Annotated in this window: 16 protein-coding genes; 7 read left to right on the plus strand and 9 right to left on the minus strand. The window is 57.6% G+C overall.

Annotation, left to right across the window (positions count from 1 at the left end; translation table 11 throughout):
* The first annotated feature begins 99 nt into the window (after window positions 1-99).
* Entirely contained in the window at window positions 100-1,512 is a 1,413-nt protein-coding gene (locus EAO82_RS13130; RefSeq protein ID WP_096345000.1) for an alanine/glycine:cation symporter family protein, read from the plus strand.
* A gap of 55 nt (window positions 1,513-1,567) precedes the next feature.
* Here the strand turns inward: EAO82_RS13130 and EAO82_RS13135 are convergent, their stop codons facing one another.
* Genes EAO82_RS13135 through EAO82_RS13145 form a run of 3 tightly spaced genes read right to left on the minus strand, consistent with a single transcriptional unit; the run spans window position 1,568 to window position 5,402 of the window.
* Entirely contained in the window at window positions 1,568-2,332 is a 765-nt protein-coding gene (locus EAO82_RS13135) for an SDR family NAD(P)-dependent oxidoreductase (protein WP_096345064.1), read from the minus strand.
* Between the two features lie 17 nt (window positions 2,333-2,349).
* Window positions 2,350-3,735, minus strand: a complete 1,386-nt coding sequence (gene cysS, locus EAO82_RS13140) for a cysteine--tRNA ligase (RefSeq protein WP_096344999.1) — start codon at window positions 3,733-3,735, stop codon at window positions 2,350-2,352.
* Window positions 3,735-5,402, minus strand: a complete 1,668-nt coding sequence (locus EAO82_RS13145) for a glutamine--tRNA ligase/YqeY domain fusion protein (protein WP_096344998.1) — start codon at window positions 5,400-5,402, stop codon at window positions 3,735-3,737. Before EAO82_RS13145 ends, cysS begins: the two co-directional genes overlap by 1 nt.
* A 166-nt stretch (window positions 5,403-5,568) precedes the next feature.
* Between EAO82_RS13145 and EAO82_RS13150 the strand changes: the two genes are divergently transcribed.
* Both EAO82_RS13150 and EAO82_RS13155 read left to right on the plus strand, forming a co-directional pair.
* On the plus strand, window positions 5,569-6,063 hold the full coding sequence (locus tag EAO82_RS13150; protein WP_096344997.1) for a peptidylprolyl isomerase: 495 nt from the start codon (window positions 5,569-5,571) through the stop codon (window positions 6,061-6,063).
* Between the two features lie 11 nt (window positions 6,064-6,074).
* Window positions 6,075-6,797, plus strand: coding sequence for a UDP-2,3-diacylglucosamine diphosphatase (locus tag EAO82_RS13155; RefSeq protein ID WP_096344996.1), 723 nt, complete (start codon window positions 6,075-6,077; stop codon window positions 6,795-6,797).
* A gap of 497 nt (window positions 6,798-7,294) precedes the next feature.
* Here the strand turns inward: EAO82_RS13155 and EAO82_RS13160 are convergent, their stop codons facing one another.
* Complete coding sequence (locus EAO82_RS13160; protein ID WP_096344995.1) at window positions 7,295-8,224, minus strand: electron transfer flavoprotein subunit alpha/FixB family protein; 930 nt, start codon at window positions 8,222-8,224, stop codon at window positions 7,295-7,297.
* A gap of 1 nt (window position 8,225) precedes the next feature.
* Window positions 8,226-8,975, minus strand: a complete 750-nt coding sequence (locus EAO82_RS13165) for an electron transfer flavoprotein subunit beta/FixA family protein (RefSeq protein ID WP_149332801.1) — start codon at window positions 8,973-8,975, stop codon at window positions 8,226-8,228.
* Window positions 8,976-9,276: 301 nt separating this feature from the next.
* On the opposite strand from EAO82_RS13165, the gene EAO82_RS13170 reads away from it, so the two are divergent.
* Entirely contained in the window at window positions 9,277-10,941 is a 1,665-nt protein-coding gene (locus EAO82_RS13170; protein WP_096346543.1) for an electron transfer flavoprotein-ubiquinone oxidoreductase, read from the plus strand.
* A gap of 420 nt (window positions 10,942-11,361) precedes the next feature.
* Here the strand turns inward: EAO82_RS13170 and EAO82_RS13175 are convergent, their stop codons facing one another.
* From EAO82_RS13175 to EAO82_RS13185, 3 genes are read right to left on the minus strand one after another with little or no spacing between them, the layout of a single operon-like run.
* Window positions 11,362-12,273, minus strand: a complete 912-nt coding sequence (locus EAO82_RS13175; RefSeq protein ID WP_096346544.1) for a transglutaminase N-terminal domain-containing protein — start codon at window positions 12,271-12,273, stop codon at window positions 11,362-11,364.
* A 14-nt stretch (window positions 12,274-12,287) separates the two neighbouring features.
* Window positions 12,288-14,882: a circularly permuted type 2 ATP-grasp protein gene (locus EAO82_RS13180; RefSeq protein WP_096346545.1), complete on the minus strand. Its 2,595-nt coding sequence runs from the start codon at window positions 14,880-14,882 to the stop codon at window positions 12,288-12,290.
* A 59-nt stretch (window positions 14,883-14,941) separates the two neighbouring features.
* The gene (locus EAO82_RS13185; RefSeq protein WP_096346546.1) at window positions 14,942-18,271 is read right to left on the minus strand and encodes a DUF2126 domain-containing protein; all 3,330 of its coding nucleotides are present in this window, start codon (window positions 18,269-18,271) and stop codon (window positions 14,942-14,944) included.
* Window positions 18,272-18,526: 255 nt separating this feature from the next.
* On the opposite strand from EAO82_RS13185, the gene EAO82_RS13190 reads away from it, so the two are divergent.
* The 3 genes from EAO82_RS13190 to EAO82_RS13200 are packed head-to-tail and all read left to right on the plus strand — an operon-like array spanning window position 18,527 to window position 22,141.
* The gene (locus EAO82_RS13190) at window positions 18,527-19,981 is read left to right on the plus strand and encodes a circularly permuted type 2 ATP-grasp protein (RefSeq protein ID WP_096346547.1); all 1,455 of its coding nucleotides are present in this window, start codon (window positions 18,527-18,529) and stop codon (window positions 19,979-19,981) included.
* Window positions 19,982-19,983: 2 nt separating this feature from the next.
* A complete protein-coding gene (locus EAO82_RS13195; protein ID WP_096346548.1) occupies window positions 19,984-20,946 on the plus strand; it encodes an alpha-E domain-containing protein in 963 nt (320 codons plus the stop codon).
* 49 nt (window positions 20,947-20,995) lie between these two features.
* A complete protein-coding gene (locus tag EAO82_RS13200) occupies window positions 20,996-22,141 on the plus strand; it encodes a putative zinc-binding metallopeptidase (RefSeq protein ID WP_174958870.1) in 1,146 nt (381 codons plus the stop codon).
* Here EAO82_RS13200 and EAO82_RS13205 read toward each other — a convergent pair whose 3' ends face one another.
* Entirely contained in the window at window positions 22,142-22,510 is a 369-nt protein-coding gene (locus tag EAO82_RS13205) for a YkgJ family cysteine cluster protein (RefSeq protein ID WP_096346550.1), read from the minus strand.
* Window positions 22,511-22,578: the final 68 nt, after the last annotated feature.

The following is a 22,578-nucleotide window of genomic DNA, read 5'->3' on the forward strand; positions in this document are numbered from 1 at the left end:
CTGGCTCGATTCGAGGATGTTTGACGCTCAGGCTGGCGCTTTAGCCGTGCACAACTAATATTGGTTCAAATCCTTACCTCAACTTACGCAGGACGCTACATGACGGCGATCATCGACTTTCTGAATAATATCTTCTGGGGCTATGTGCTCATTTACGGGCTACTGGCAGTGGGTGTGTTCTTCACCATCAGGCTGGGATTTCTGCAGTTCCTGCATTTCGGTGAAATGATCAGAGCCATCCGTGGCTCGCGAGAGAGCGACGAATCGGGCATTTCACCCTTTCAGGCACTCTGTACCAGCCTGGCTTCGCGAGTGGGTACGGGCAACATTGCCGGCGTAGCCGTGGCGCTCTACCTGGGTGGCGCAGGCGCGATTTTCTGGATGTGGATGGTCGCATTGGTGGGTATGGCCACAGCCTACTCGGAAAGCACCCTGGCGCAGCTGTACAAGGTCCGTGATGGCAAGGGCCAGTACCGCGGGGGCCCGGCTTTTTATATTTCCAGTGGCCTCAAGGCGCCTTGGGCTGGTGGCATATTTTCCGTCTGCCTGATCATTTCCTTCGGGTTGGTATTCAACGCGGTACAGGCCAATTCCATCGCAGATGCCATGGAAGGTGCTTTCGGCTTCTCGAAAATGTGGGTCGGTTTGGCAATTGCTTTTTTCGCCGGACTGGTCATCTTTGGTGGGCTGCGCTCAATTGCACGCTTCGCCGAATTGATTGTGCCTTTCATGGCAGCCGCCTATGTGCTGATGGCGCTGGTGGTCATGGCGTTGCACTTTACCGAGGTGCCCGGCGTCCTGGCGATGATCGTCAAGAGTGCCTTCGGCCTTGAAGAAGCAGCAGGTGGCGCGGCAGGCTCCGTTACTGCGGCGATGCTCAACGGCATCAAGCGCGGTCTGTTTTCCAACGAAGCGGGCATGGGTTCTGCGCCCAACGTCGCTGCGACGGCCACACCCGCCCCGCATCATCCGTCATCACAAGGTCTGGTGCAGGCGATGGGTGTCTTTATCGACACCATCGTCATCTGTACCGCCACCGCGGTGATGATTCTGCTGTCCGGCGTGCTTGAGCCTGGCTCCGGCATTACCGGCACCCAACTGACCCAGCAAGCCATGGAGTCGCATATCGGTGTTGCGGGTACTTACTTTATCGCCATTGCGATCCTGTTTTTTGCCTTCACCTCAATCGTTGCCAATTACTCCTATGCCGAAAACGCGATGATCTTTCTCGGCGTCGGTAACACTGCCGGCCTTACCGTATTGCGAGTGGCGGCACTGGGCATGGTGATCTGGGGCGCGATGCAGGCGGTGGCCACGGTGTTCAATGCCGCGGATGCGTCCATGGGCCTGATGGCAACCATCAACCTGATCGCTATCGTGATGCTCTCTGGCACCGTAGTGAAGCTGACCAAGGATTATATGGCGCAGCGCAAGGCAGGGGTGGTGCCGAAGTTCAAGGCAACCGACTACCCCGAACTGAAAGAAAAGATCAAGAACGATATCTGGCGTTAAGCTAAGTAACGGGAATCAAGGGCGAACTCACCGAACCTGAACTCAAGGAAAGAGTTCAGCCCTTGATTTCCCGCAGGCTGTTACCGCCATCCACCACCAGCATTTGCCCGGTCAGATAGCTGCAACCTTCACTTGCCAAGAACACCACCACACGCGCGATTTCCTCCGGCGTGCCTGGCCGCCCTACCGGCGTATGCAAACCCGCTGCGATTTCCTCCGGCTGACTGGAATGAGTCGCTATCCAGCCTGGCGCCACGGCGTTCACCGTTACACCCTGCCCTGCTACTTCATGCGCCACCGCACGCGTTAACCCGACCATGCCGGATTTAGCTGCGCTGTAACCGGCGGTGCCGGGGAAAGTCACCAGGGGCCCGGTGACCGATGCAATATTCACTATGCGCCCGTAGCCGCTTTGCAGCATATGCGGCAGCACCGCGCGGGTTACGTGAAAGCAGGTATTCAGGTTCAGATCGAATTCGCGCTGCCATTGCAGAAAGGGCAGTTTATGAAACAGTTCGGGTAGCGGTGTGTCGACACCGGTCTGGGTCATCCCGGCATTGTTGATCAGGATATCGATGCGGCCAAACTGCTGCATTGCCCGCTGGACCAATTCCTCCACCTGATCGGCATCTGTCAGATCGGCGACGTGCGCCAGACAGCGCTCACCACTGTCATCCAGCGCTCGCTGGCGATCAAATATCCGGTTGGTGGTCGAGGTCAGCACCAGACTGGCACCCGCCTCGAACAGCAACCGCGCGGTAGCGAAACCAATGCCCTCGGCACTCCCGGCACCGGTGACCAGTGCTACCTTGCCTTGCATATTGTGCGTCGCCACAGTCAGTCCGCCAGTCGCCAGGTAGTACCGCCCTTGCCATCTTCCAGTACCACACCCATCGCAGTCAGTTCGTCACGAATACGGTCTGATTCGGCCCAGTTCTTGTCCGCGCGTGCCTGCAGGCGTTGCTTGATCAGCAGCTCAACAGCGTCGGCATCTACCCGGCCCTCGGCGCCGGCACGCAGGAAGGTATCCGGCTCCAGCTGCAGCAGGCCCAGACTTTCGGCCAATTCACGCAGGCGCGCAGCCAGGCCAGCCGCTGCCTCCATGTCTGTGTCCTTGAGGCGGTTAACCTCGCGGACCATATCAAACAGGACCGCGCAGGCTTCAGGGCTGTTGAAGTCATCATCCATGGCCGCGCCAAAGCGCTCGACAAAAGCCTCGCCGCCAGCGGCAGGCGCCTGGGGCAAGCCTTTCAGTGCGTGATAGAAACGCTCCAACGCACCCTTGGCTTCCTTGAGGTTGTCTTCGGAGTAATTGATCGCGCTGCGATAGTGGCTGGAGACCAGCAAATAACGCACCACTTCCGGGTGATATTTCTCCAATACCTCGCGAATGGTGAAAAAGTTGCCCAGTGATTTGGACATCTTCTCGCCGTCTACCCGGACCGCACCGGCATGCATCCAGGCCATGGCGTAGGGCTTTTCGTTGGCCGCTTCACTCTGGGCGATCTCGTTTTCATGGTGCGGGAACACCAGGTCCGGCCCTCCACCGTGAATATCGAAGGTGTCGCCCAGGCAGCAATTGGACATCACCGAACATTCGATGTGCCAACCCGGACGCCCATCGCCCCAGGGCGATGCCCAGCTCGGCTCACCGGGCTTCACGCCCTTCCAGAGCACGAAATCCAGTGGGTCTTCCTTGGCCTCATCAACTTCCACCCGCGCACCGATGCGCAGGTCTTCAATTTTCTTGCGCGACAGCTTGCCGTAGCCCACGAACTTGGCGACCCGATAGTAAACATCACCGTTGCCCGGCGCGTAGGCGTAGCCCTTGTCGATCAGCGTCTGAATCATCGCATGCATACCCGGCACATGATCGCTGGCCTTGGGCTCCATGTCCGGGCGCAGCACATTCAGCCGCGCCTCGTCCTCGTGCATGGCAGCGATCATGCGGCCGGTCAGGTCGAGGAAGCTTTCACCGTTCTCGTTGGCGCGGCGAATGATCTTGTCGTCAATATCAGTGATATTGCGCACGTAGGTCAGCTTGTAACCGCGAAAGCGCAACCAGCGGGCGACCACGTCAAAGGCCACCATCACCCGGGCGTGACCGATATGGCAGTAGTCATACACGGTCATGCCGCACACATACAGGCGTACGTGGTTGTCTTCCAGCGGCTTGAGTGGCGCTTTGGTCTTGCTCAGGGTGTTGTAGATCGACAGCGTCATTATTGGCCCCAGGAGTCTCTGAGTGTCACGGTACGATTGAATACCGGCTGGCCCGGTCTGGAATCCTTGCGATCAACACAGAAATAGCCTTCACGCTCGAACTGGAAGCGCTCTTCCGCTTCGGCGCTCGCCAATGACGGTTCGGCGCGACAGCCCTTGAGCACCACCAGAGAATCAGGATTGATGTTTTCCAGGAAGGTATTACCCTCCTCGTTCTTGTCCGGATTCGGCGCACGGAACAGGCGGTCGTACAACCGCACTTCGCATTCGACGCTTTGCGCTGCAGGCACCCAATGGATAACGCCCTTGACCTTACGACCTTCGGGGTTCTTGCCCAGCGTTTCCGGGTCGTATGAGCACAACAGCTCAACGATATTGCCCTGCTCGTCGGTCACCGCCTCATCGGCACGGATCACGTAACTGCCGCGCAAGCGCACTTCGCCGCCTGGCACCAGGCGCTTGTAGCCCTTGGGCGGCTCGACCATGAAGTCGTCCTGATCGATATACAGCTCGCGGCTGAACGGCAGCTCGCGTACGCCCATATCGTCTTTGGGATGACGCGGCAGATGCAGCTGCTCGGTCTGGCCTTCCGGGTAATTGGTGATAGTCACTTTCAACGGACGCAGCACGCACATGGCGCGCGGCGCGCTGGCATCCAGATCTTCACGGATACAGAACTCGAGCACGCCCATATCCACGACTGCATCGGAGCGCGTCACACCGATACGCTCACAGAATTCGCGCAGCGAGCCGGGTGTATAACCACGGCGACGGAACGCGCTCAGGGTCGACATGCGCGGATCATCCCAGCCATCCACATGACCTTCGTCGACCAATTGCTTGAGCTTGCGCTTGCTGGTCACGGTGTAATTCAGATTCAGGCGCGCGAATTCGTACTGACGCGGCGTGGCCGGCACCGGCAGGTTGTTCAGGCACCATTCATACAACGGCCGGTGATCTTCGAATTCCAGAGTACAGATGGAGTGGGTAACCCCTTCCAGCGCATCCGACTGACCATGGGTAAAGTCATAGCTGGGGTACACGCACCACTTGTCACCGGTCTGGTGATGATGCGCATGGCGAATGCGATACAGGATCGGATCACGCAGGTTCATGTTCGGCGCAGCCATGTCGATCTTCGCCCGCAGCACCTTGGCACCATCGGCAAACTCACCCGCTGTCATGCGCGCGAACAGATCCAGGTTTTCATCCACAGCGCGATCACGGAACGGGCTGTTGCGGCCCGGCTCGGTCAGATTGCCGCGGTATTCGCGCGCCTGTTCCGGCGTCAGATCACAAACGTAGGCCTTGCCAGACTTGATCAGCTCGATGGCCCAGGCATGCAATTGGTCGAAATAATCCGAGGCGTAGCGCACGTTGCCAGCCCACTGGAAACCCAGCCACTCCACATCCTGCTTGATCGCATCGATGTATTCCTGCTCTTCCTTGGCCGGGTTGGTATCATCGAAGCGCAAATGACAGTCACCACCGAACTCCTGGGCCAGGCCGAAGTTCAGGCAGATGGATTTGGCATGACCAATGTGCAAATAGCCGTTTGGCTCAGGCGGGAAACGGGTCACTATTTTGCTGTGCTTGCCGCTTTCCAGGTCAGCCCGAACGATCTGCCTGAGGAAGTGGGCGGGTGCGGTAGTTTCCGGTTTGTTCATAAGGTGTGCGAGGCTCGTTACGGGTGACGCCATCGGGCATCACGGATTTTGGCTAGGCCATAGTGGCCAAAACGCTTATCATACCGCAAAGTGTCAAGCGCCTGAACGTGGTCTGTGCCTCAGTCGCTGGATTCATTCAACTTTATTTGTCCGAGGATTGCCTTACATGGTCAAGCTGCATACCAACCACGGTGTCATCACCCTGGAACTCTTTGCCGACAAGGCGCCGGAAACTGTCGCAAACTTCGAGCAGTACGTGCGTGACGGTCATTACGACAACACCATCTTCCACCGCGTCATCTCCAACTTCATGGTTCAGGGCGGCGGTTTTGAACCAGGCATGAAGCAGAAAGAAGCCCGCGCGCCTATCAAGAACGAGGCCGACAATGGCGTAGCCAACGCTATGGGCACCGTCGCCATGGCCCGTACCATGGAGCCACATTCCGCCAGCGCGCAGTTCTTTATCAACGTGGCTGACAACGGCTTCCTCAACCACAGCGCGCCTACTGTCCAAGGCTGGGGTTACACGGTATTCGGCAAGGTGGTTGAAGGTATGGACGTGGTCAACAAGATCAAGGCCGTTCCCACTACCATGCGCGCCGGCCATCAGGACGTTCCCGCTGACGATGTGATCATCGAACGCGCCGAACTGACCGAGTAAAGCCGCTACTGATGCGCTATCTGTTTATTTCAGACCTGCATCTTGAAACAGAACGCCCGGACATCACCCGGGCGTTTCTGTATTGCCTGGAACATCGTGCCCGCCAGGCCGACGAGCTGTATATTCTCGGCGATTTTTTTGAAGTCTGGCTCGGTGACGATGACCCTAACCCTCTAGCCGCCCAGGTAATCAGCGTGCTTGCCGAACTGGCTGAGTCCGGGGTTAAAGTGTTTGTGATGCATGGCAACCGCGATTTTCTGATCGGCAAACGCTTTTGCCGCGCCGCCCGCTGCACCCTGCTCCCCGATCCCTATGTCGCCAACCTCAATGGCGAGCGCGTGCTGCTGATGCATGGCGACAGCCTGTGCATTGATGACCTGGGCTACATGAAGATGCGCCGCCTGCTGCGCAACCCGCTGAGCCTGTTTATTCTGCGTAATCTGTCGCTCAAGCAGCGCCACAAGATCGGCCGCAAGCTACGCTCGGAAAGCCAGATTCAAACCCGCCAGAAACCCAGCGACATTACCGACGTCAATCTCGGTCAGGTAGCGCAGGTGATGCGCGAGCATCAGGTACGCACCCTGATTCACGGCCACACCCATAGACCCGCGGTGCATACCTTGATGATTGATGGCGAGCCGGCCGAGAGGATTGTGCTCGGGGATTGGGACAAGGCTGGCTGGGTATTGGAGGTCGATGAGGATGGCAAGCGACTGGAGAGTTTTCCGCTTTAGGTCGGTGGTTTAATGATCCGGGACGAAGGTCAAAATGGATTCCCGCCTGCGCGGGAATGACGCTGTGGGAGCGGCAAGCCGCAAGTTACAAGCATTCAAAATCGAGTCAGACTTTTCCCGCCCCGGGTATGGGTCTGAAAAGCCAAATGGATTCCCGCTTTCGCGGTAATGACGTAGTTTGGGATATCGGTATTATCCTGCTACGCCTTTCTTACTGTCCCGCCCAACTCCTCCACATTTTCAACACCTCCGTCATTCCCGCGCAGGCGGGAATCCAAGCGGACTCATGTCCAGAATCACAGAACCCAACCTACACTCCTGTCCGAATCGTTCAGGCTAGCCCTTACGCCCACAAACCCACCCCAATCTCGTCATTCCCGCGAAAGCGGGAATCCATTTTGACTTTGACTTTCCAACAGCCCACAAAAAACCCCGGCTCTCGCGAACCGGGGTTTTCTTAAGGCTTGCAGCTTAAAGCTTGCCGCTTGAAGCTACCTTTAAACCTTGCTTTCCAACTCCGGAATCGCTTCAAACAGATCCGCTACCAGACCGTAATCAGCTACCGAGAAGATCGGCGCTTCTTCGTCCTTGTTGATCGCGACGATCACCTTGGAGTCCTTCATACCGGCCAAGTGCTGAATCGCACCGGAGATACCGACAGCGATATACAGGTTCGGCGCGACGATCTTGCCGGTCTGACCGACCTGCATGTCGTTGGGTACGAAGCCTGCGTCTACCGCAGCACGCGAAGCGCCCACAGCGGCGCCGAGCTTGTCGGCCAGCGAGTACAGGTGCTTGAAGTTGTCACCGTTCTGCATGCCACGGCCGCCGGAGATGACGATCTTGGCACCGGCCAGTTCGGGACGGTCGGACTTGGCCAGCTCTTCGCCAACAAAGCTCGATACACCGGCATCCTGGACGCTGGAAACCGCTTCTACGCTGGCGCTACCGCCTTCGGCCGCCACGGCGTCAAAGCCGGTGGCACGCACGGTGATGACCTTGACCGAGGCGCTGGACTGCACGGTGGCAATCGCGTTACCGGCATAGATCGGGCGCTTGAAGGTATCAGCGCTATCGACCGCAATGATCTCGGAGATCTGATCCACGTCCAGCAGCGCAGCAACGCGCGGGGCGTAGTTCTTGCCGTTGGTGCTGGCAGCGCAGAGGATGTGGCTGTGGCTCTTGCCCACTTCGGCAATCAGCAGCGCCAGGTTTTCCGGCAACTGGTGGCCGTAGGCTGCGTTGTCCGCCAGCAGGACCTTGGTCACGCCTTCGGCCTTGGCGACTTGATCAGCGACGGCAGAGCAGCCTTCGCCAGCGACCAGTACGTCGATATCACCACCTATTGCTTTAGCGGCAGCCAGGGTGTTCAGCGTCGCGGCATTCAGTTCGGCGTTGTTGTGTTCAGCAATAACTAGAATCGTCATCTCAGATCACCTTGGCTTCGTTCTTGAGTTTGTCGACCAGCTCGTCGACGCTCTTGACCTTGATACCCGCGCTGCGGGCAGCCGGCGCTTCGACCTTGATGGTCTTGACGGTAGAAGACACGCTCACGCCGAGATCTTCCGGCTTGAGGTTCTCCATCGGCTTTTTCTTGGCCTTCATGATGTTCGGCAGCGACGCGTAGCGCGGCTCGTTCAGGCGCAGGTCAGTGGTGACGATCGCTGGCAGTTTCAGATCAACGGTCTGCAGGCCGCCGTCGATTTCACGGGTGACCTTGACGCTCTCGCCGGAGACTTCGACAGCAGAGGCAAAGGTGCCCTGGCCGTAGCCGCTCAGCGCAGCCAGCATCTGGCCGGTCTGGTTGTTGTCGGAATCGATAGCCTGCTTGCCGAGGATGACCAGCTGGGGCTGCTCCTTGTCGACAACGGCCTTGAGCAGCTTGGCAATGGCCAGCGAGCTCAGATCATCGGCGGACTCGACCAGAATGGCTCGGTCAGCACCCAGAGCCAGTGCAGTACGCAGTTGCTCCTGGGCGGCCACGGGGCCGACGGAAACGGCGATTACTTCAGTCGCAACGCCTTTTTCTTTCAGGCGCACGGCCTCTTCCACGGCGATTTCGCAGAAGGGGTTCATGGACATCTTGACGTTGGCGAGATCGACACCGGAATTGTCCGCTTTGACGCGAACCTTGACGTTGTAATCGACCACGCGCTTAACGGCGACGAGTATCTTCACAGGAGCCTCCCTTGGATTGAATGGCTGGAACTAATTGCAATTAACCGTGACCAAATAAAATAAATCGTTCACAGTTAGACTTTTACAGCAGATTATGTACGCACCGTGATCTTGCCCCGCCCACCGCGTCGGGTCAATATTGGCATACATGCATCTGCGCATAAAGTCGCATTGTCAAAGCTGATGAGACATATCTATGCATTGGAGCATGCCCTGCAGGCTGTTATACTCGCGGGTTACACGATCACGGAAGATCACTCACACAATCGATTCAGATTAGGCCTAGAGTAGGAGATACATAGTGGAACGCGAATTCATGGAGTTTGACGTTGTCATCGTAGGCGCAGGGCCTTCTGGTCTTGCCGCCGCTTGTCGCATCAAGAAACAAGCAGCCGAAACCGGCCAGGAAGTCAGCGTTTGCGTTGTAGAGAAGGGTTCCGAAGTTGGCGCTCACATCCTCTCTGGGGCAATCTTCGAGCCGCGCGCTCTGGAAGAGCTCTTCCCCGATTGGAAAGAGCTGGGTGCTCCGCTGAACACCCCCGTCACCCGTGACGATATCTACATGCTGACCAGCGAAGAGAAATCAAGCAAAGTGCCCGGTCTGTTCGTACCCAAGACCATGCACAACGAAGGCAACTACATTATCTCCCTGGGCAATCTGTGCCGCTGGATGGCTCAGCAGGCCGAGAACCTGGGCGTAGAAGTCTACCCGGGCTTTGCCGCTCAGGAAGCGCTGATCGATGAAAATGGCGTAGTGACCGGCATCCTCACGGGCGACCTGGGCGTTGATCGTGAAGGCAACCCGAAGGAAGGCTTTTACACTCCAGGCATGGAACTGCGTGCCAAGTACACTTTGTTCGCTGAAGGCTGCCGCGGCCACATTGGCAAGCAGCTGATCAAGCGCTTCAATCTCGACTCCGACGCAGATGCCCAGCATTACGGTATCGGCATCAAGGAAATCTGGGACATCGACCCAGCCAAGCACGAAGAAGGCCTGGTAGTGCACACCGCCGGCTGGCCGCTGGATATCACCAAGAATGAAAATACAGGTGGTTCCTTCCTGTATCACATCGAAGACAATCAGATTGTTGTCGGCCTGATCGTTGACCTGTCCTACAGTAACCCACACCTGTCACCCTTCGATGAGTTCCAGCGTTACAAGCACCACCCGGTGATCAAGCAATACCTGGAAGGTGGCAAGCGCGTTTCCTATGGTGCCCGCGCCATCTGCAAAGGTGGTTTGAACTCGCTGCCGAAAATGGTCTTCCCCGGTGGCGCATTGATCGGTTGCGATCTGGGCACGCTGAACTTTGCCAAGATCAAGGGCAGCCACACGGCCATGAAGTCCGGCATGCTCGCAGCAGACGCGGTACTGGACGCGTTGAAAGCAGGTCGTACTGGTGGTGATGAGCTGACCGGTTACGTCAACGGCTTCAAGTCCAGCTGGCTGTACGATGAGCTGTTCGGTTCACGCAACTTCGGTCCGGCGATTCACAAGTTCGGTCCTTTGCTGGGTGGCGCGTTCAACTTTGTCGACCAGAACCTCTTCGGCGGCAAGATCCCGATGACCCTGCACGACACTACGCCGGATTACGCCTGCATGAAAAAGGCTGCCGACGCACCCAAGATTGCCTACCCGAAGCCGGATGGTGTGATCAGCTTCGACAAGCTCTCTTCGGTATTTCTGTCCAATACCAACCATGAAGAAGATCAGCCTGTTCACCTGCAGCTCAAGGACCCAAGCATTCCGATCGAGAAAAACCTGCCGCTATACGATGAGCCAGCTCAGCGTTACTGTCCGGCCGGTGTTTACGAAGTCGTCACCGCTGATAACGGCGACAAGCGCTTCCAGATCAATGCTCAGAACTGTGTTCACTGCAAGACCTGTGACATCAAGGATCCTTCGCAGAACATCAACTGGGTAGCGCCTGAAGGTACTGGCGGACCGAACTACCCTAATATGTAAGCGGCAAGCTAGAAGCTATTAGTTTGAAGAGAACCCGGCTCGCGAGAGCCGGGTTTTTTATGCGCTGCTGGAAAGGCAAAGTCAAAATGGATTCCCGCTTTCGCGGGAATGACGGGATAGGGTCGGAGGAGCAGCTGGGCGGATGCTGGGTGCTGGGTGCTGGGTGCTGGGTGCTGGGAACGAGTTTGAACCAGGTTCGAGGACTTAATATGCTCCGTTACAGGGTCATCAGTCCGCTTGGATTCCCGCCTGCGCGGGAATGACTGGGGTTGCTGAAAGAGCGGCGTATCAAAGACGACGCAGCAGCAACAGTACCGATACACCAGACTACGTCATTCCCGCGCAGGCGGGAATCCAAGCGGTTTCAGAACGATCCTAATGATTCCAACCCTGACCATGCATGCTTGCAGCCTGTCGCTTCTAAATCGGCAAGGACACCAAAGCCTCTTCCCGCACCGGCAAAACATCCACCGCCACTGTCAGCTTATGCTCACCACCACCGGTCATCACCCCCTTGAGCGGAGTCACATCGGCAAAATCCCGGCCCCAGCCGAGCACGATGTAGCGCTCATCCGGTACACAGCCGTTGGTGGGATCGATCTCCAGCCAGCCCCAGCCGGGAATAAATACCGCCAACCAGGCATGGGTAGCATCGGCGCCGAGCAACTTTTCCTGGCCTGCTGGGGGCATGGTTTCCATATAACCGCTGATATAGCGTGCGGCAAGTCCCAGCGACCGCAGGCAGCCAATGGCCAGATGAGCGAAATCCTGGCAAACACCGCGCCTACTGGCGAGCACTTCCTTGAGCGGCGTAGCCACTGTGGTGAAGTCCGGGTCGTAGACAAATTCGTTGAATATGCGCTGATTGAGATCCAGCACTGCATCCAGCAAATTGCGCCCTGCAGCAAAGCTGCTCAGCGCATAGTTGGCCAGACTTTCGTGCTGATGGATAAAGGGCGAGTCGAGCATGAACAGCCGCGCTTCCAGACAATCACGATTGCTGTAGCGAATATCAGCTGCGGTTTCGCGCACGGCCTGTTCCCAGGCAATGGTAGAAAAGAAATCCTGCGTCGGCCGCGGTCGGGTTTCGATATCGCTGGTGACGTTTACCTGCAACTCTTCATGTAGCGACTCGAGGGAAAAATACACCACCCGGTTACCGAAGAAATCGATACGTTCACGCATTCTCACCGGATTCGGTGAGATATCCAGCTTGGCGTTGGTACACCATTGCCAAGGCAGATTGCGCGGCAGAATGCGCGCCTCGTTATGGCTCAGACTGACCGGGCCGCTGTATTCATAGAGCGTGCTGTGGCGTAACTGGTATTTCATTTGCCGAAGCCCTATTAGGAGTTGTTGCTGTATTGCATGGTGACCAACTGGCGAGGCGGTTCCACGTGGCTGAAATGACTGTGCGACAGGGCATTGGATAACTCTGACATCGGCTCAATCAACTGATCCAGCAACTGATTGAGCACCTCGCGAGCTTCCTCGGAATTTTCCAGATCTGCCAGCATGTTGATATCCACCAGATGCAACTTGCTGGTCGCTTCGATGATCAGGCGCTTTTCCAGGTTGCGATAAGGCGAGCTGCCCTGGGACGGCAATCGGGTGATCTGCCGTTCCAAGCGTTTGAGCATATAACCGACGGAGCGTGGGTTGGTTTCATCGAACAGCAGCAGGTCTAGAATCGCCGCAGGATGCAGCTGGGAACGATAGCGGCGACGGTACACGGTGAAGTTGTCGGTAGACGCTAGCACCACTTCCCATAATGGAATACCCGGTTGAGTTGCGGTCAACAGCGCCAGCTTGAGCAGTTGCAGACTGCCCAACGTGCGTTCGATAAAACGCCCCATATCCAGAAAACGCCAGCCGTAATGGTGCGGCATGGTTTCATTACACAGGCCGAAAAACGCCGAAAGATCCAGCACCATGGCCTCCAGCAAACGCTGGCCAACCACTACGCCACGGGTTCGGGGCATGCTGTTGAAACGCTGACGCAGGCTGTTGATCGCACGCCAGCTGTCATCACCCAGATGGTCACGCACTGCTCTGCTGTTGCGCACGAAATGACCGAAAAGCATCGGCAGGCCTTCCGGCTGATCATCGGCGAACAACAGCAACAGACGATCCCGCGTGAGGATGTGTTCAGGTGAAAACCGGGCATGACCGCGGGCCGCATCAAGCTCCTCTTCCAGGGTCTCCGGATCCAGACTGATATCCAGCGCCGCCAGCAAGTCAGGCAGAATATTACTGCTACTCTCGTGCCGATCATCCTGCAGCAGCCGCCCCAGAGCTTCGCGCAAAAGGCGCGCACGGGTATCCAGACGTTCGCCATAGCGGCCCATCCAGAACAGGCTCTCCGCCACTCGGCAAGGCAGATCTTTGCCGTCTCGGGTGACCACTATTGGCCCCTGAGCCTGGCGCAACATGCTGATATGCGGTTGCGGTACCGGCGCCAGCACCCAGACATCCTTGACCGTGCGGCTTTGCATCAGCGGCGCGCCCGGCTCGCCAACCCAGGCCAACCCGCCGGGCATAACGCGGAAATGCCGCTCGTGCACTGGCTTGCCCAGATCATCCGGCTCGACCAGACTGAAAAATCGCAGCGTCGTATGTTGCCGCTCCAGCTTTCTGGTCTGCGGATTAAAGCCTGGGGTAACCGAAGACACCACCGGTCGCTGCGCGGTAAAGAGATAGGGTCGCTGCTGCATATCACGGCGCAGTCCCTGGATCGCTTCCAGACTCATCTGCCCTGCCCTGAAGACTTTCCCGGGCTGGCTGATATCGCGCAGTATCCATTCATCCAACGACTGGTTAACCTGCGCCAGGCCCTCGCTATTTCCGCACCAGAGCGTCTCACGGCAGCGTAACAGCAAGGTTTCACCCAGCAGCCGTTGGCACAGACCCGGCAGGAACGCAGCGAGTGCCGGATGCTCTAGGATCCCGGCGCCCAGGGCATTGGCAATCCGCACTTCACCATTGCGCGCCGCCTGCAGCAAGCCCGGCACGCCAAGCAAGGAGTCGGGGCGCAGCTCCAGCGGGTCGCACCAGGGGTCATTGATCTGCCGAACGATCACGTCAACCTGGGTCAAACCGCCCAGCGTACGTACCGATACCTGCCCCTCGCGCACGACCAGATCATCACCCTCGACCAGCGCAAAGTTCATATAGTTGGCCAGCCAGGCATGCTCGAAGTAACCGGGGCTGCCCGGGCCGGGTGACAACAACACTATATTCGGCTGCTCGCGACCGGAACCGGCCAGACCGGCAAGGCAGCGATGCTGGGCCTGATGGAAGCCAGCCAGACGGTTGATCGGCGCTTCCCGGTAGATACTCGGCAGCGCCCGAGCCAAGGTAATACGGTTTTCCAACGCATAGCCGGCACCGGACGGCGACTGCGTCCAGTCGCCCAGCACCTGCCACTGCCCCTGCTCGTCACGGATCAGGTCAGTACCATGAAAAATCAGCAGCGGGCGGTCCAGTTGCGACGGCGAGTCGGCAGCGGCAAACAAGAAACCTGGATGGGTAAATACCAGCTCCGGCGGCAAAAGCCCTTCATTGATGACGTTACGGTCACCATAAAGATCATCGAGCAAGTGTTCCAACAGTCGACTGCGTTGCTTCAACCCGGCTTCAAGAGTCTGCCATTCATGGGTATTGATCACCCAGGGCAAGCAATCCAGCTGCCAGGAGCGCAGCTGGCCGGGGTCGTCTTCGTAGGGATTGAAGGTGACACCGTTCTCATGCAGCAGGTTCTGCGCTTCTTCGCTGCGGCTGACCAGAAAGTCTGGGCCCAGCGCGGAGAACTCCTCGATAAGGGCCTGCCAATGGCTGCGCGGCTGCTGATCGCTGCCCAGCAGCTCGTCATGCTCTTCATGTCCGGGATAATCCCCGAGAAGCGATTTAAGCGATGGATCCAGATTACCCGGTAACAGCATGAGTTAGTTCCTGAGCGGCGCTCGAAGCGAGCGCCGGTGTGCGCTGCAGCAAAAAACTATTATAGACCAGAGGCAGGCACGGCAGCACGTCGCAGATCGAGTGTATGCGGGTATTCCTGGCCGGGAGCCTGTTCAATGTGTTTCATTTCTCCCTGCGTATGTCCATGCGACCAGAAGCGTGCCATACGGCGAGCTTCTGCTTCATTGGCATTCACCGGGAAGGTTTCATAATTGCGCCCTGCCGGATGCACTACGTGATAGGTGCAGCCGCCCAGGGAACGGTTGTTCCAGCTATCGACCAGGTCGAATACCAGGGGCGCGTGTACCTCAATCATCGGATGCATCGCCGAAGGCGGCTGCCAGGCACGATAGCGTACTGCAGCCACGCCCTCCCCAGGGATGCCGGTAAACTGCAATGGCACCTTGTAGCCATTGCAGGTCAGTACGTGGCGTGACGGATTGAAGTCGCTGACTTTCACTTCCATACGTTCAACTGACGAATCCACATAGCGGGCAGTGCCGCCCCCGCTGACCTCTTCCCCCAGCACATGCCAAGGCTCGATAGCCTGGCGCAATTCGATACCCACACCGTCATAACGCACTTCGCCGCAATGCGGGAAGCGGAATTCCAGGAAGGGTGCAAACCAGTCAGCTTCAAAGACAAAGCCATGGGCATTCAGATCGGTGATCACATCGCGTAGATCCTGCCAGATAAAATGCGGCATCATCCAGCGATCATGCAGTGCTGTACCCCAGCGCACCAGTGGCTTGCGGTAGGGTTTGGCGTAGAAGCGAGCGACCAGCGCGCGAATCAACAACTGCTGCATCAGACTCATTTGCGCATGCGGTGGCATTTCGAAGCCGCGCAGCTCAAGTAGACCGAGCCGCCCGGTGGCGGTGTCGGGCGAATAGAGCTTGTCGATGCAGAACTCCGCGCGGTGGGTATTGCCGGTGATATCAGTCAGCAAATGCCGCAGCAGGCGGTCCACCAGCCAGGGCTGGGGCACTTCGCCTTCGGGCATCTGCGAGAGCGCGATCTCCAGCTCGTACAAAGCTTCATGACGCGCTTCATCGACCCGGGGTGCCTGGCTGGTCGGGCCGATAAACAACCCGGAGAACAGGTAAGACAGGCTTGGGTGGTGTTGCCAGAAGGTCAACATACTGGCGAGCAAGTCCGGGCGGCGCAGGAACGGCGAATCCGCAGGCGTTTTACCGCCCAGCGTGACATGGTTGCCACCGCCAGTACCGGTATGCCGACCATCGAGCATGAATTTCTCGGTGCCCAGTCGGGTCAGGCGCGCTTCTTCGTAGAGAATATGCGTATTATCGACCAGATCGCGCCAGTTGGATGCCGGCATCACGTTGACTTCGATCACACCCGGATCAGGCGTAATCATGAACTTCTCGATGCGCGAATCCGAGGGCGGAGCATAACCCTCGATGCACACGGGCATCTTCAGGTGAGCAGCGGTCTGCTCGATAGAGGCCAGCAGCTCCAGGTACTCCTCAAGTTGAGCCAATGGCGGCAGGAAGATAAACAGTTTGCCGTCACGCTCTTCCAGGCACAGCGCTGTGCCGATAACGCCCTCTTCACTCAGGTCGGTCAACTGTTCCTGCCAATCCTGACCAACTGACTGGTGATGTCGGCCGTCTGTCTGGTTGCTGGCCGCCTGCACTTCGCTGTAGCGACTGGCCACCTCACCATGCACATCCGACAGCGCCGGCGGCGTGTCGAACAACGAGCGCGGCTGTGGTTCATCAAGCTTGCGCAGCGGCAAAGCGGAAAGCGGCAGACGCAGGCCCATGGGCGAGTCGCCCGGCACCAGATACAGATTCTGCCGGCGGATCGGCCAGCGGCTGCTTTGCCAGCGATCGGTGCTCAGATCACGGGCCAATGGCAACGCCAGGCCGGTCATCTTGTCCAGGCCGCGCTCAAGCAGCCGCACCAGTCTGGCGCGGCTCTCGTCATCCTGGAGTTCGTGATCACTGAGTTTCACGTCGCTGGGCTGTTGCTGCTCGAGCCACAGGTAATAGTAGGTATCTTCAAAACAGGGAATCAGATAGCGCTCATCCAATTCCAACCGCTTGGTCAGCTCGGCGGCAAAACGCTGCACGTCCTTTTCGCCGAACTGGTAGTCCTTTTCCACATCCGCCAGCCACTGGTCATCCTGCCACATGGGCTTGCCGTCGCGGCGCCAGTAGCAGGCCAGGGCCCAGCGTGGCAGAGGCTCACCTGGATACCATTTGCCCTGCTGGTAGTGCATCAAGGAATGTGGCGCGTAATGCGGGCGCAGACGCCGCAGCAATTTCTCGGCGAGCCCTCTTTTGGTCGGCCCTTGCGCAGCAATGGTCCATTCTGGTGCATCCATATCGTCGACCGATACAAAAGTGGGCTCGCCGCCCATGGTCAGACGCACGTCAAGCTCTTCAAGTTGCTGATCAACCTGATCGCCCAGCGCATCAATTCGTGCCCACTGGTCTTCGGTATAGGGTTTGGTCACGCGCGGATCTTCATGAACGCGCGTGACGCTCATTTTGAAATCAAACTCAACCTTGCACGGCTCGGAAGCACCGGTGATAGGTGCCGCGCTGGAAGGCTCTGGTGTCGCCGCCAACGGAATATGCCCTTCCCCGGCAAAGAGGCCGGAGGTGGGATCCAGACCAATCCAGCCCGCGCCGGGAATGAATACTTCGGTCCAGGCGTGCAGATCGGTGAAGTCCACTTCGGTACCTGAGGGACCGTCTAGCGCTTTTACATCAGCGGTTAGCTGGATCAGATAGCCCGACACGAAGCGCGCCGCCAGACCCAACTGGCGAAATATCTCCACCAGCAGCCAGGCCGAATCACGGCATGAACCGCGCTGCAGGGTCAGGGTGTCCTCAGCGCTCTGTACGCCCGGCTCCATGCGGATCAGGTATTCGATGTCCTGCGACAAACGTTGATTGATCGATACCAGGAAGTCCGCCACGGACCTGGGCTCTTTGCTGACGGTGGTCAACCAAGCCGCAAGCAAGGGGCCCGGTTCGTTCTTTTCCAGATACGGGCCCAGCTCCTTGCTCAACGCCTTGGGGTATTCGAAGGGGATTTGCTCGGCGTAATCCTCAACGAAAAAATCGAAGGGATTCACCACCGTCATCGGCACCACCAGTTCTACGTCCACATACAGATGATCGATCTTGTCCGGGAATACGACGCGGGCCACATGATTGCCGAAGGGGTCCTGTTGCCAGTTGATAAAGTGCTGACCACCCTCTATTTTCAGGCTGTAGGCGTCAATCGGCGTGCGGCAGTGTGGCGCGGGCTTCAGGCGAATATGGTGAGCTCCAACCGCTACCGTTCTATCGAAGTCATAACGAGTGGAATGTTTCAGCGCTACACGAATAGTCATGAATCGTTTCCCGAAGCAATGGCAAGGTTAGCCCAAGAGCATAGCAACGCCTGTGCCAAGCGGCCTGGGTAAACTCTTTTGAATATAGCTGGTCTGTGTTGAGGATAACTCTTTTGCCATCCAGCAGTATGACAATCATGGACCAGCACATATCTACTAACATCAATCCTAATGGCTAAAGCAGCAAATGCGTATTAGTCTGGTATAGCAATTGCAGCGTTTCGTCCCATCACCCCAGCACACAAGAGTGGCTTAATGAGCAAAGTTAATTGGGAAGACTACGCCTCTAAGGGATTTTTTGACGAACTCATCTCTGCTTCGGGACAGGCAAGACCGGAAGCAGCCATGCTTTGCCAGTATCTCGCCGATCTCGACGCGCGCGAGCTCAGCGAGCATAAAACCGCGGCTGAGGTCGCCATCCAGCTGATGGGCATCACCTTTACGGTGTATACCGAAGGCAACATGATCGACCGCGCCTGGCCGTTCGATATCGTGCCACGCATCATACCGCTGGCCGAATGGCAGAAGACCGAAGCCGGTTTGAAGCAGCGAGTCCAGGCGCTGAACATGTTTATCGATGACCTCTACCACGATCAGAAGATCATCAAGGACAAGGTCTTCCCTGCCGAAATCCTCGCCAAGTCAGTGAACTTCCGCAAACAATGCGTCGGCGTCCACCCCCCGCACAATATCTGGGCGCATATCTGCGGCTCTGACCTGGTACGGGACAAGGACGGCACGCTCTATGTGCTCGAAGACAACCTGCGTATACCCTCTGGCGTGTCGTACATGCTGGAGAATCGCAACGTCACCAAACGGGTGTTGCCCGATCTGTTTGCTACCGGCCGCATCCAACCGGTGGATGATTACACCTCGCAGCTGTATGACATGCTCGCCTCCATGTCCCCGCGCCCCGGCGATGACCCCTGTATCGTCATTCTGACGCCAGGCATCTACAACTCCGCCTATTACGAGCACGCCTACCTTGCCCAGCAAATGGGCATTGAGGTAGTAGAAGGCTCCGACCTGGTGGTCGGTGATGACGACTGCGTGTATATGCGCCGTATCGACGGCCTGAGCCGGGTAGATGTGATCTACCGCCGCGTTGATGACCTGTTTATCGATCCCGAGGTGTTCAATCCGGACTCAGCCCTGGGGGTCAGGGGCCTGATGCGCGCCTGGCGCAAAGGTAAGGTCGCACTGGCCAACGCGCCGGGAGCTGGCGTGGCCGATGACAAGGTGGTCTACGCCTTCGTACCGGCGATCATCAAGTACTATCTCGATCAGGAACCACTGCTGCCGAACGTACCCAGCTACCTGTGCATGTTCGACGACGACCGCAAGTACGTGCTCGACAACCTCGACAAGTTGGTGGTCAAACCGGCCAATGAGTCTGGCGGCTATGGCATGCTGATCGGGCCGCACTCGACGAAAAAGGAACGCGACAAGTTCGCTGAATTGATCAAGGCAGATCCGCGCAACTATATGGCCCAGCCTACTTTGGCTCTTTCTACCTCACCTACCCTGTGTGAAAACGGCGTTGAGCCGCGCCATGTTGATCTACGTCCTTTCATCCTCTCCGGCGAGACCCCGTGGGTAACCACCGGCGGCCTGACCCGCGTTGCCCTGACCAAAGGTTCACTGGTGGTCAACTCGTCCCAGGGTGGCGGCAGTAAAGACACCTGGATCGTCGACATGGCGGGGAACTGATTATGCTTTCAAGAGTTGCGGAAAATATCTATTGGTTGGCTCGCTACATCGAAAGAGCTGAAGACACTGCCCGACTGCTGAGCGTCAACAGTCACCTGCTGCTTGACCTGCCCCGCTCCACCAAACTCGGTTGGTCAGAAATAATCGCCATCACCGGTAATGACGAATTGTTCGATGAGCACTATGAAACCCGTGATGAAGCCAGCGTGCTGTCATTCATGTGCGGCGACCGTCGCTATTCGGGTTCGATCATCAGTTCACTGGCGGGCGCCAGGGAGAACCTACGAACCACACGTGAAGTTATTCCAAGAGAAATATGGGAGGAAATCAATCAGCTATACATCAATGTTCAGGAACAGGTTGAAGCTGGAATTACCCCAAGACGGCGCGACGCGTTTCTCAACCGGGTGATTCGCAGTTGCCAGACGGTGAATGGCCTGGTCGAAGGCATGCTCAGTTATACCACCGCTCGTACCTTCCTGATGATTGGCCGCCAGCTGGAACGCGCGGACATGACCACGCGTATCATCGACGTGCGCTCGGCCAACCTGCTCCCGCGCAGTCCCGAAGAACTGACTCCATTCGAGACTCTGCAGTGGATGAGTGTGCTCAAATCACTCAGCGGTTTTCAGATGTACCGTCAGCATGTTCGCTTGCGTATCCGTGGCCCGGATGTGCTGCAATTTCTTCTGCAGGACCGGATGTTCCCCCGCGCTGTAGCTTGCAGCCTTGAGCGTCTGGCCATTGCGTTGAAGAATCTGCCGATGCACGAGCTGGCTTTGGAAGAAGTTGAAACGTGCAGGAAACATATTGCCGAAGCAGAGATCATACGTATGGCAGCAGAGCCGGATCTGCTGCATGCATTCGTGGACGAGATCCAGATCGATTTCACTGAATTGCACGATGCCATTCGCAAGACCTATTTTGCCGAACCGGAAGAGGCAACCCAATCACAGGAGCAATGACCTGCCCGCTCCGGCGCAGGTCGGAGCATCCCTTCATGGATATTCACCCATGAGCTATTTTGATCAGTTGGTTCAGCGCAGCGATGGTAGTCAGTTATTTGATTACCATCCCAACGGCCATGTGCAGCGTTGCCAGTGCGGCCAGACGGTGTTCTTCGACAACCAGTTTTGTCTGCGTTGCGGTTCGGCGCTGGCCTATCATCCAGAGCAGGGCAAGCTCTGCAGCATTGAGCAGGAGCCCAACAGCGATAAATGGGTAATTCGCTCTGACGGGCCTTTGGCAGGCCAGTCCTTCAGCCTTTGCCAGCACCGCCAGAGCGCGGCGCAATGCAACTGGCTGGTCAGCAAGGAAGAGAACGCGCCTTACTGTGTAGCCTGCGCGCTGAACCTGACTATCCCCGACCTGAGCATTGCGACCAATGCCGATTACTGGCTTACCACTGAGCAAGCCAAGCGGCGGCTGATAGCCCAACTGACCATGCTTGGGTTGCCCACGGTGTCCAAAAACCTGGACGCGAAACAGGGCCTCGGCTTCAAGCTGCTACGCCCTATTCCCGACGGCCCCGCAGTGCTTACCGGGCATATGGACGGTGTGATTACGTTGAATATCGAAGAAGCTGACCCCGCGCATCGCGAATCGGTCAGGCAGAACATGCACGAACCCTACCGCACCATGCTCGGGCATTTTCGCCACGAGTCCGGGCATTACTACTGGGATCGCCTGGTCATGGACACGCCCTGGCTGCCAGTATTCCGGGACCTGTTTGGTGACGAGCGCCTGGATTACAAACAAGCGCTGGAAACACATTACTACCAGGGCCCGCCGGTAGATTGGTTTCACACCTTTATCAGCAGCTATGCCGCGTCGCATCCCTGGGAAGACTGGGCAGAGACCTGGGCGCATTACCTGCACATGACCGACACGCTGAACGTGGCGCTGGATTTCGGCATCCGCCTGGACACTCTCAAGCTGCATATCGATGAATTCGACGCTAGCCATTTGCAGGGTTGCCCCAGAGGTAACGACGATCAGGAGGTGTTCCTGGCCTTTATCAATCGCTGGGTGCAGCTGAGCAGTGTGCTGAACGTGTTGGCCCGCAGCATGGGCCAGGCCGATATCTACCCCTTCGTGCTGACCACCCCCAGTTTGCGCAAGCTCTATCTGGTGCACAGCATCGTGGCGGATGTCGGCTAATCAGGCCGCCACAATCGGAATGCGCTCCAATACGTCCGGCAAGGGTGGTAACCCATGTCGGGCGCGAGCCCGCTGACAGTCCTCATTGCCCAACCCGTTTTCGCCATGCCAGGCGAACTCGCGGCAACTCGTTGAGCGCTTTTCATAAATATTGCAACGCACGCCTTCGCCCACCTGCCCCATCAGTGCAGTGCAGCGTGGTATCGGTTGATTGGTGCCTTGCATACAGCTCAAGAAGGGAGAGATCTGTTCCGTCAGATGTTGCGGGACCAGCCCGTCGGGGGAGTCGTCCGTCTCGCCCCAGTAAAACGAAACCCTGAATGTAGCGCAACACGCGCCGCAGTTCAGACAGGGTGAAGGTTGGCTCATTTAATTGCGGTACTCACATGGCTTCGGAGCCATGACTTGTACAACCTCTGCAGGCGCCGCACAAGAGG

This window comes from Halopseudomonas pelagia (assembly GCF_009497895.1).
GTDB classification, from domain to species: Bacteria; Pseudomonadota; Gammaproteobacteria; order Pseudomonadales; family Pseudomonadaceae; genus Halopseudomonas; species Halopseudomonas pelagia_A.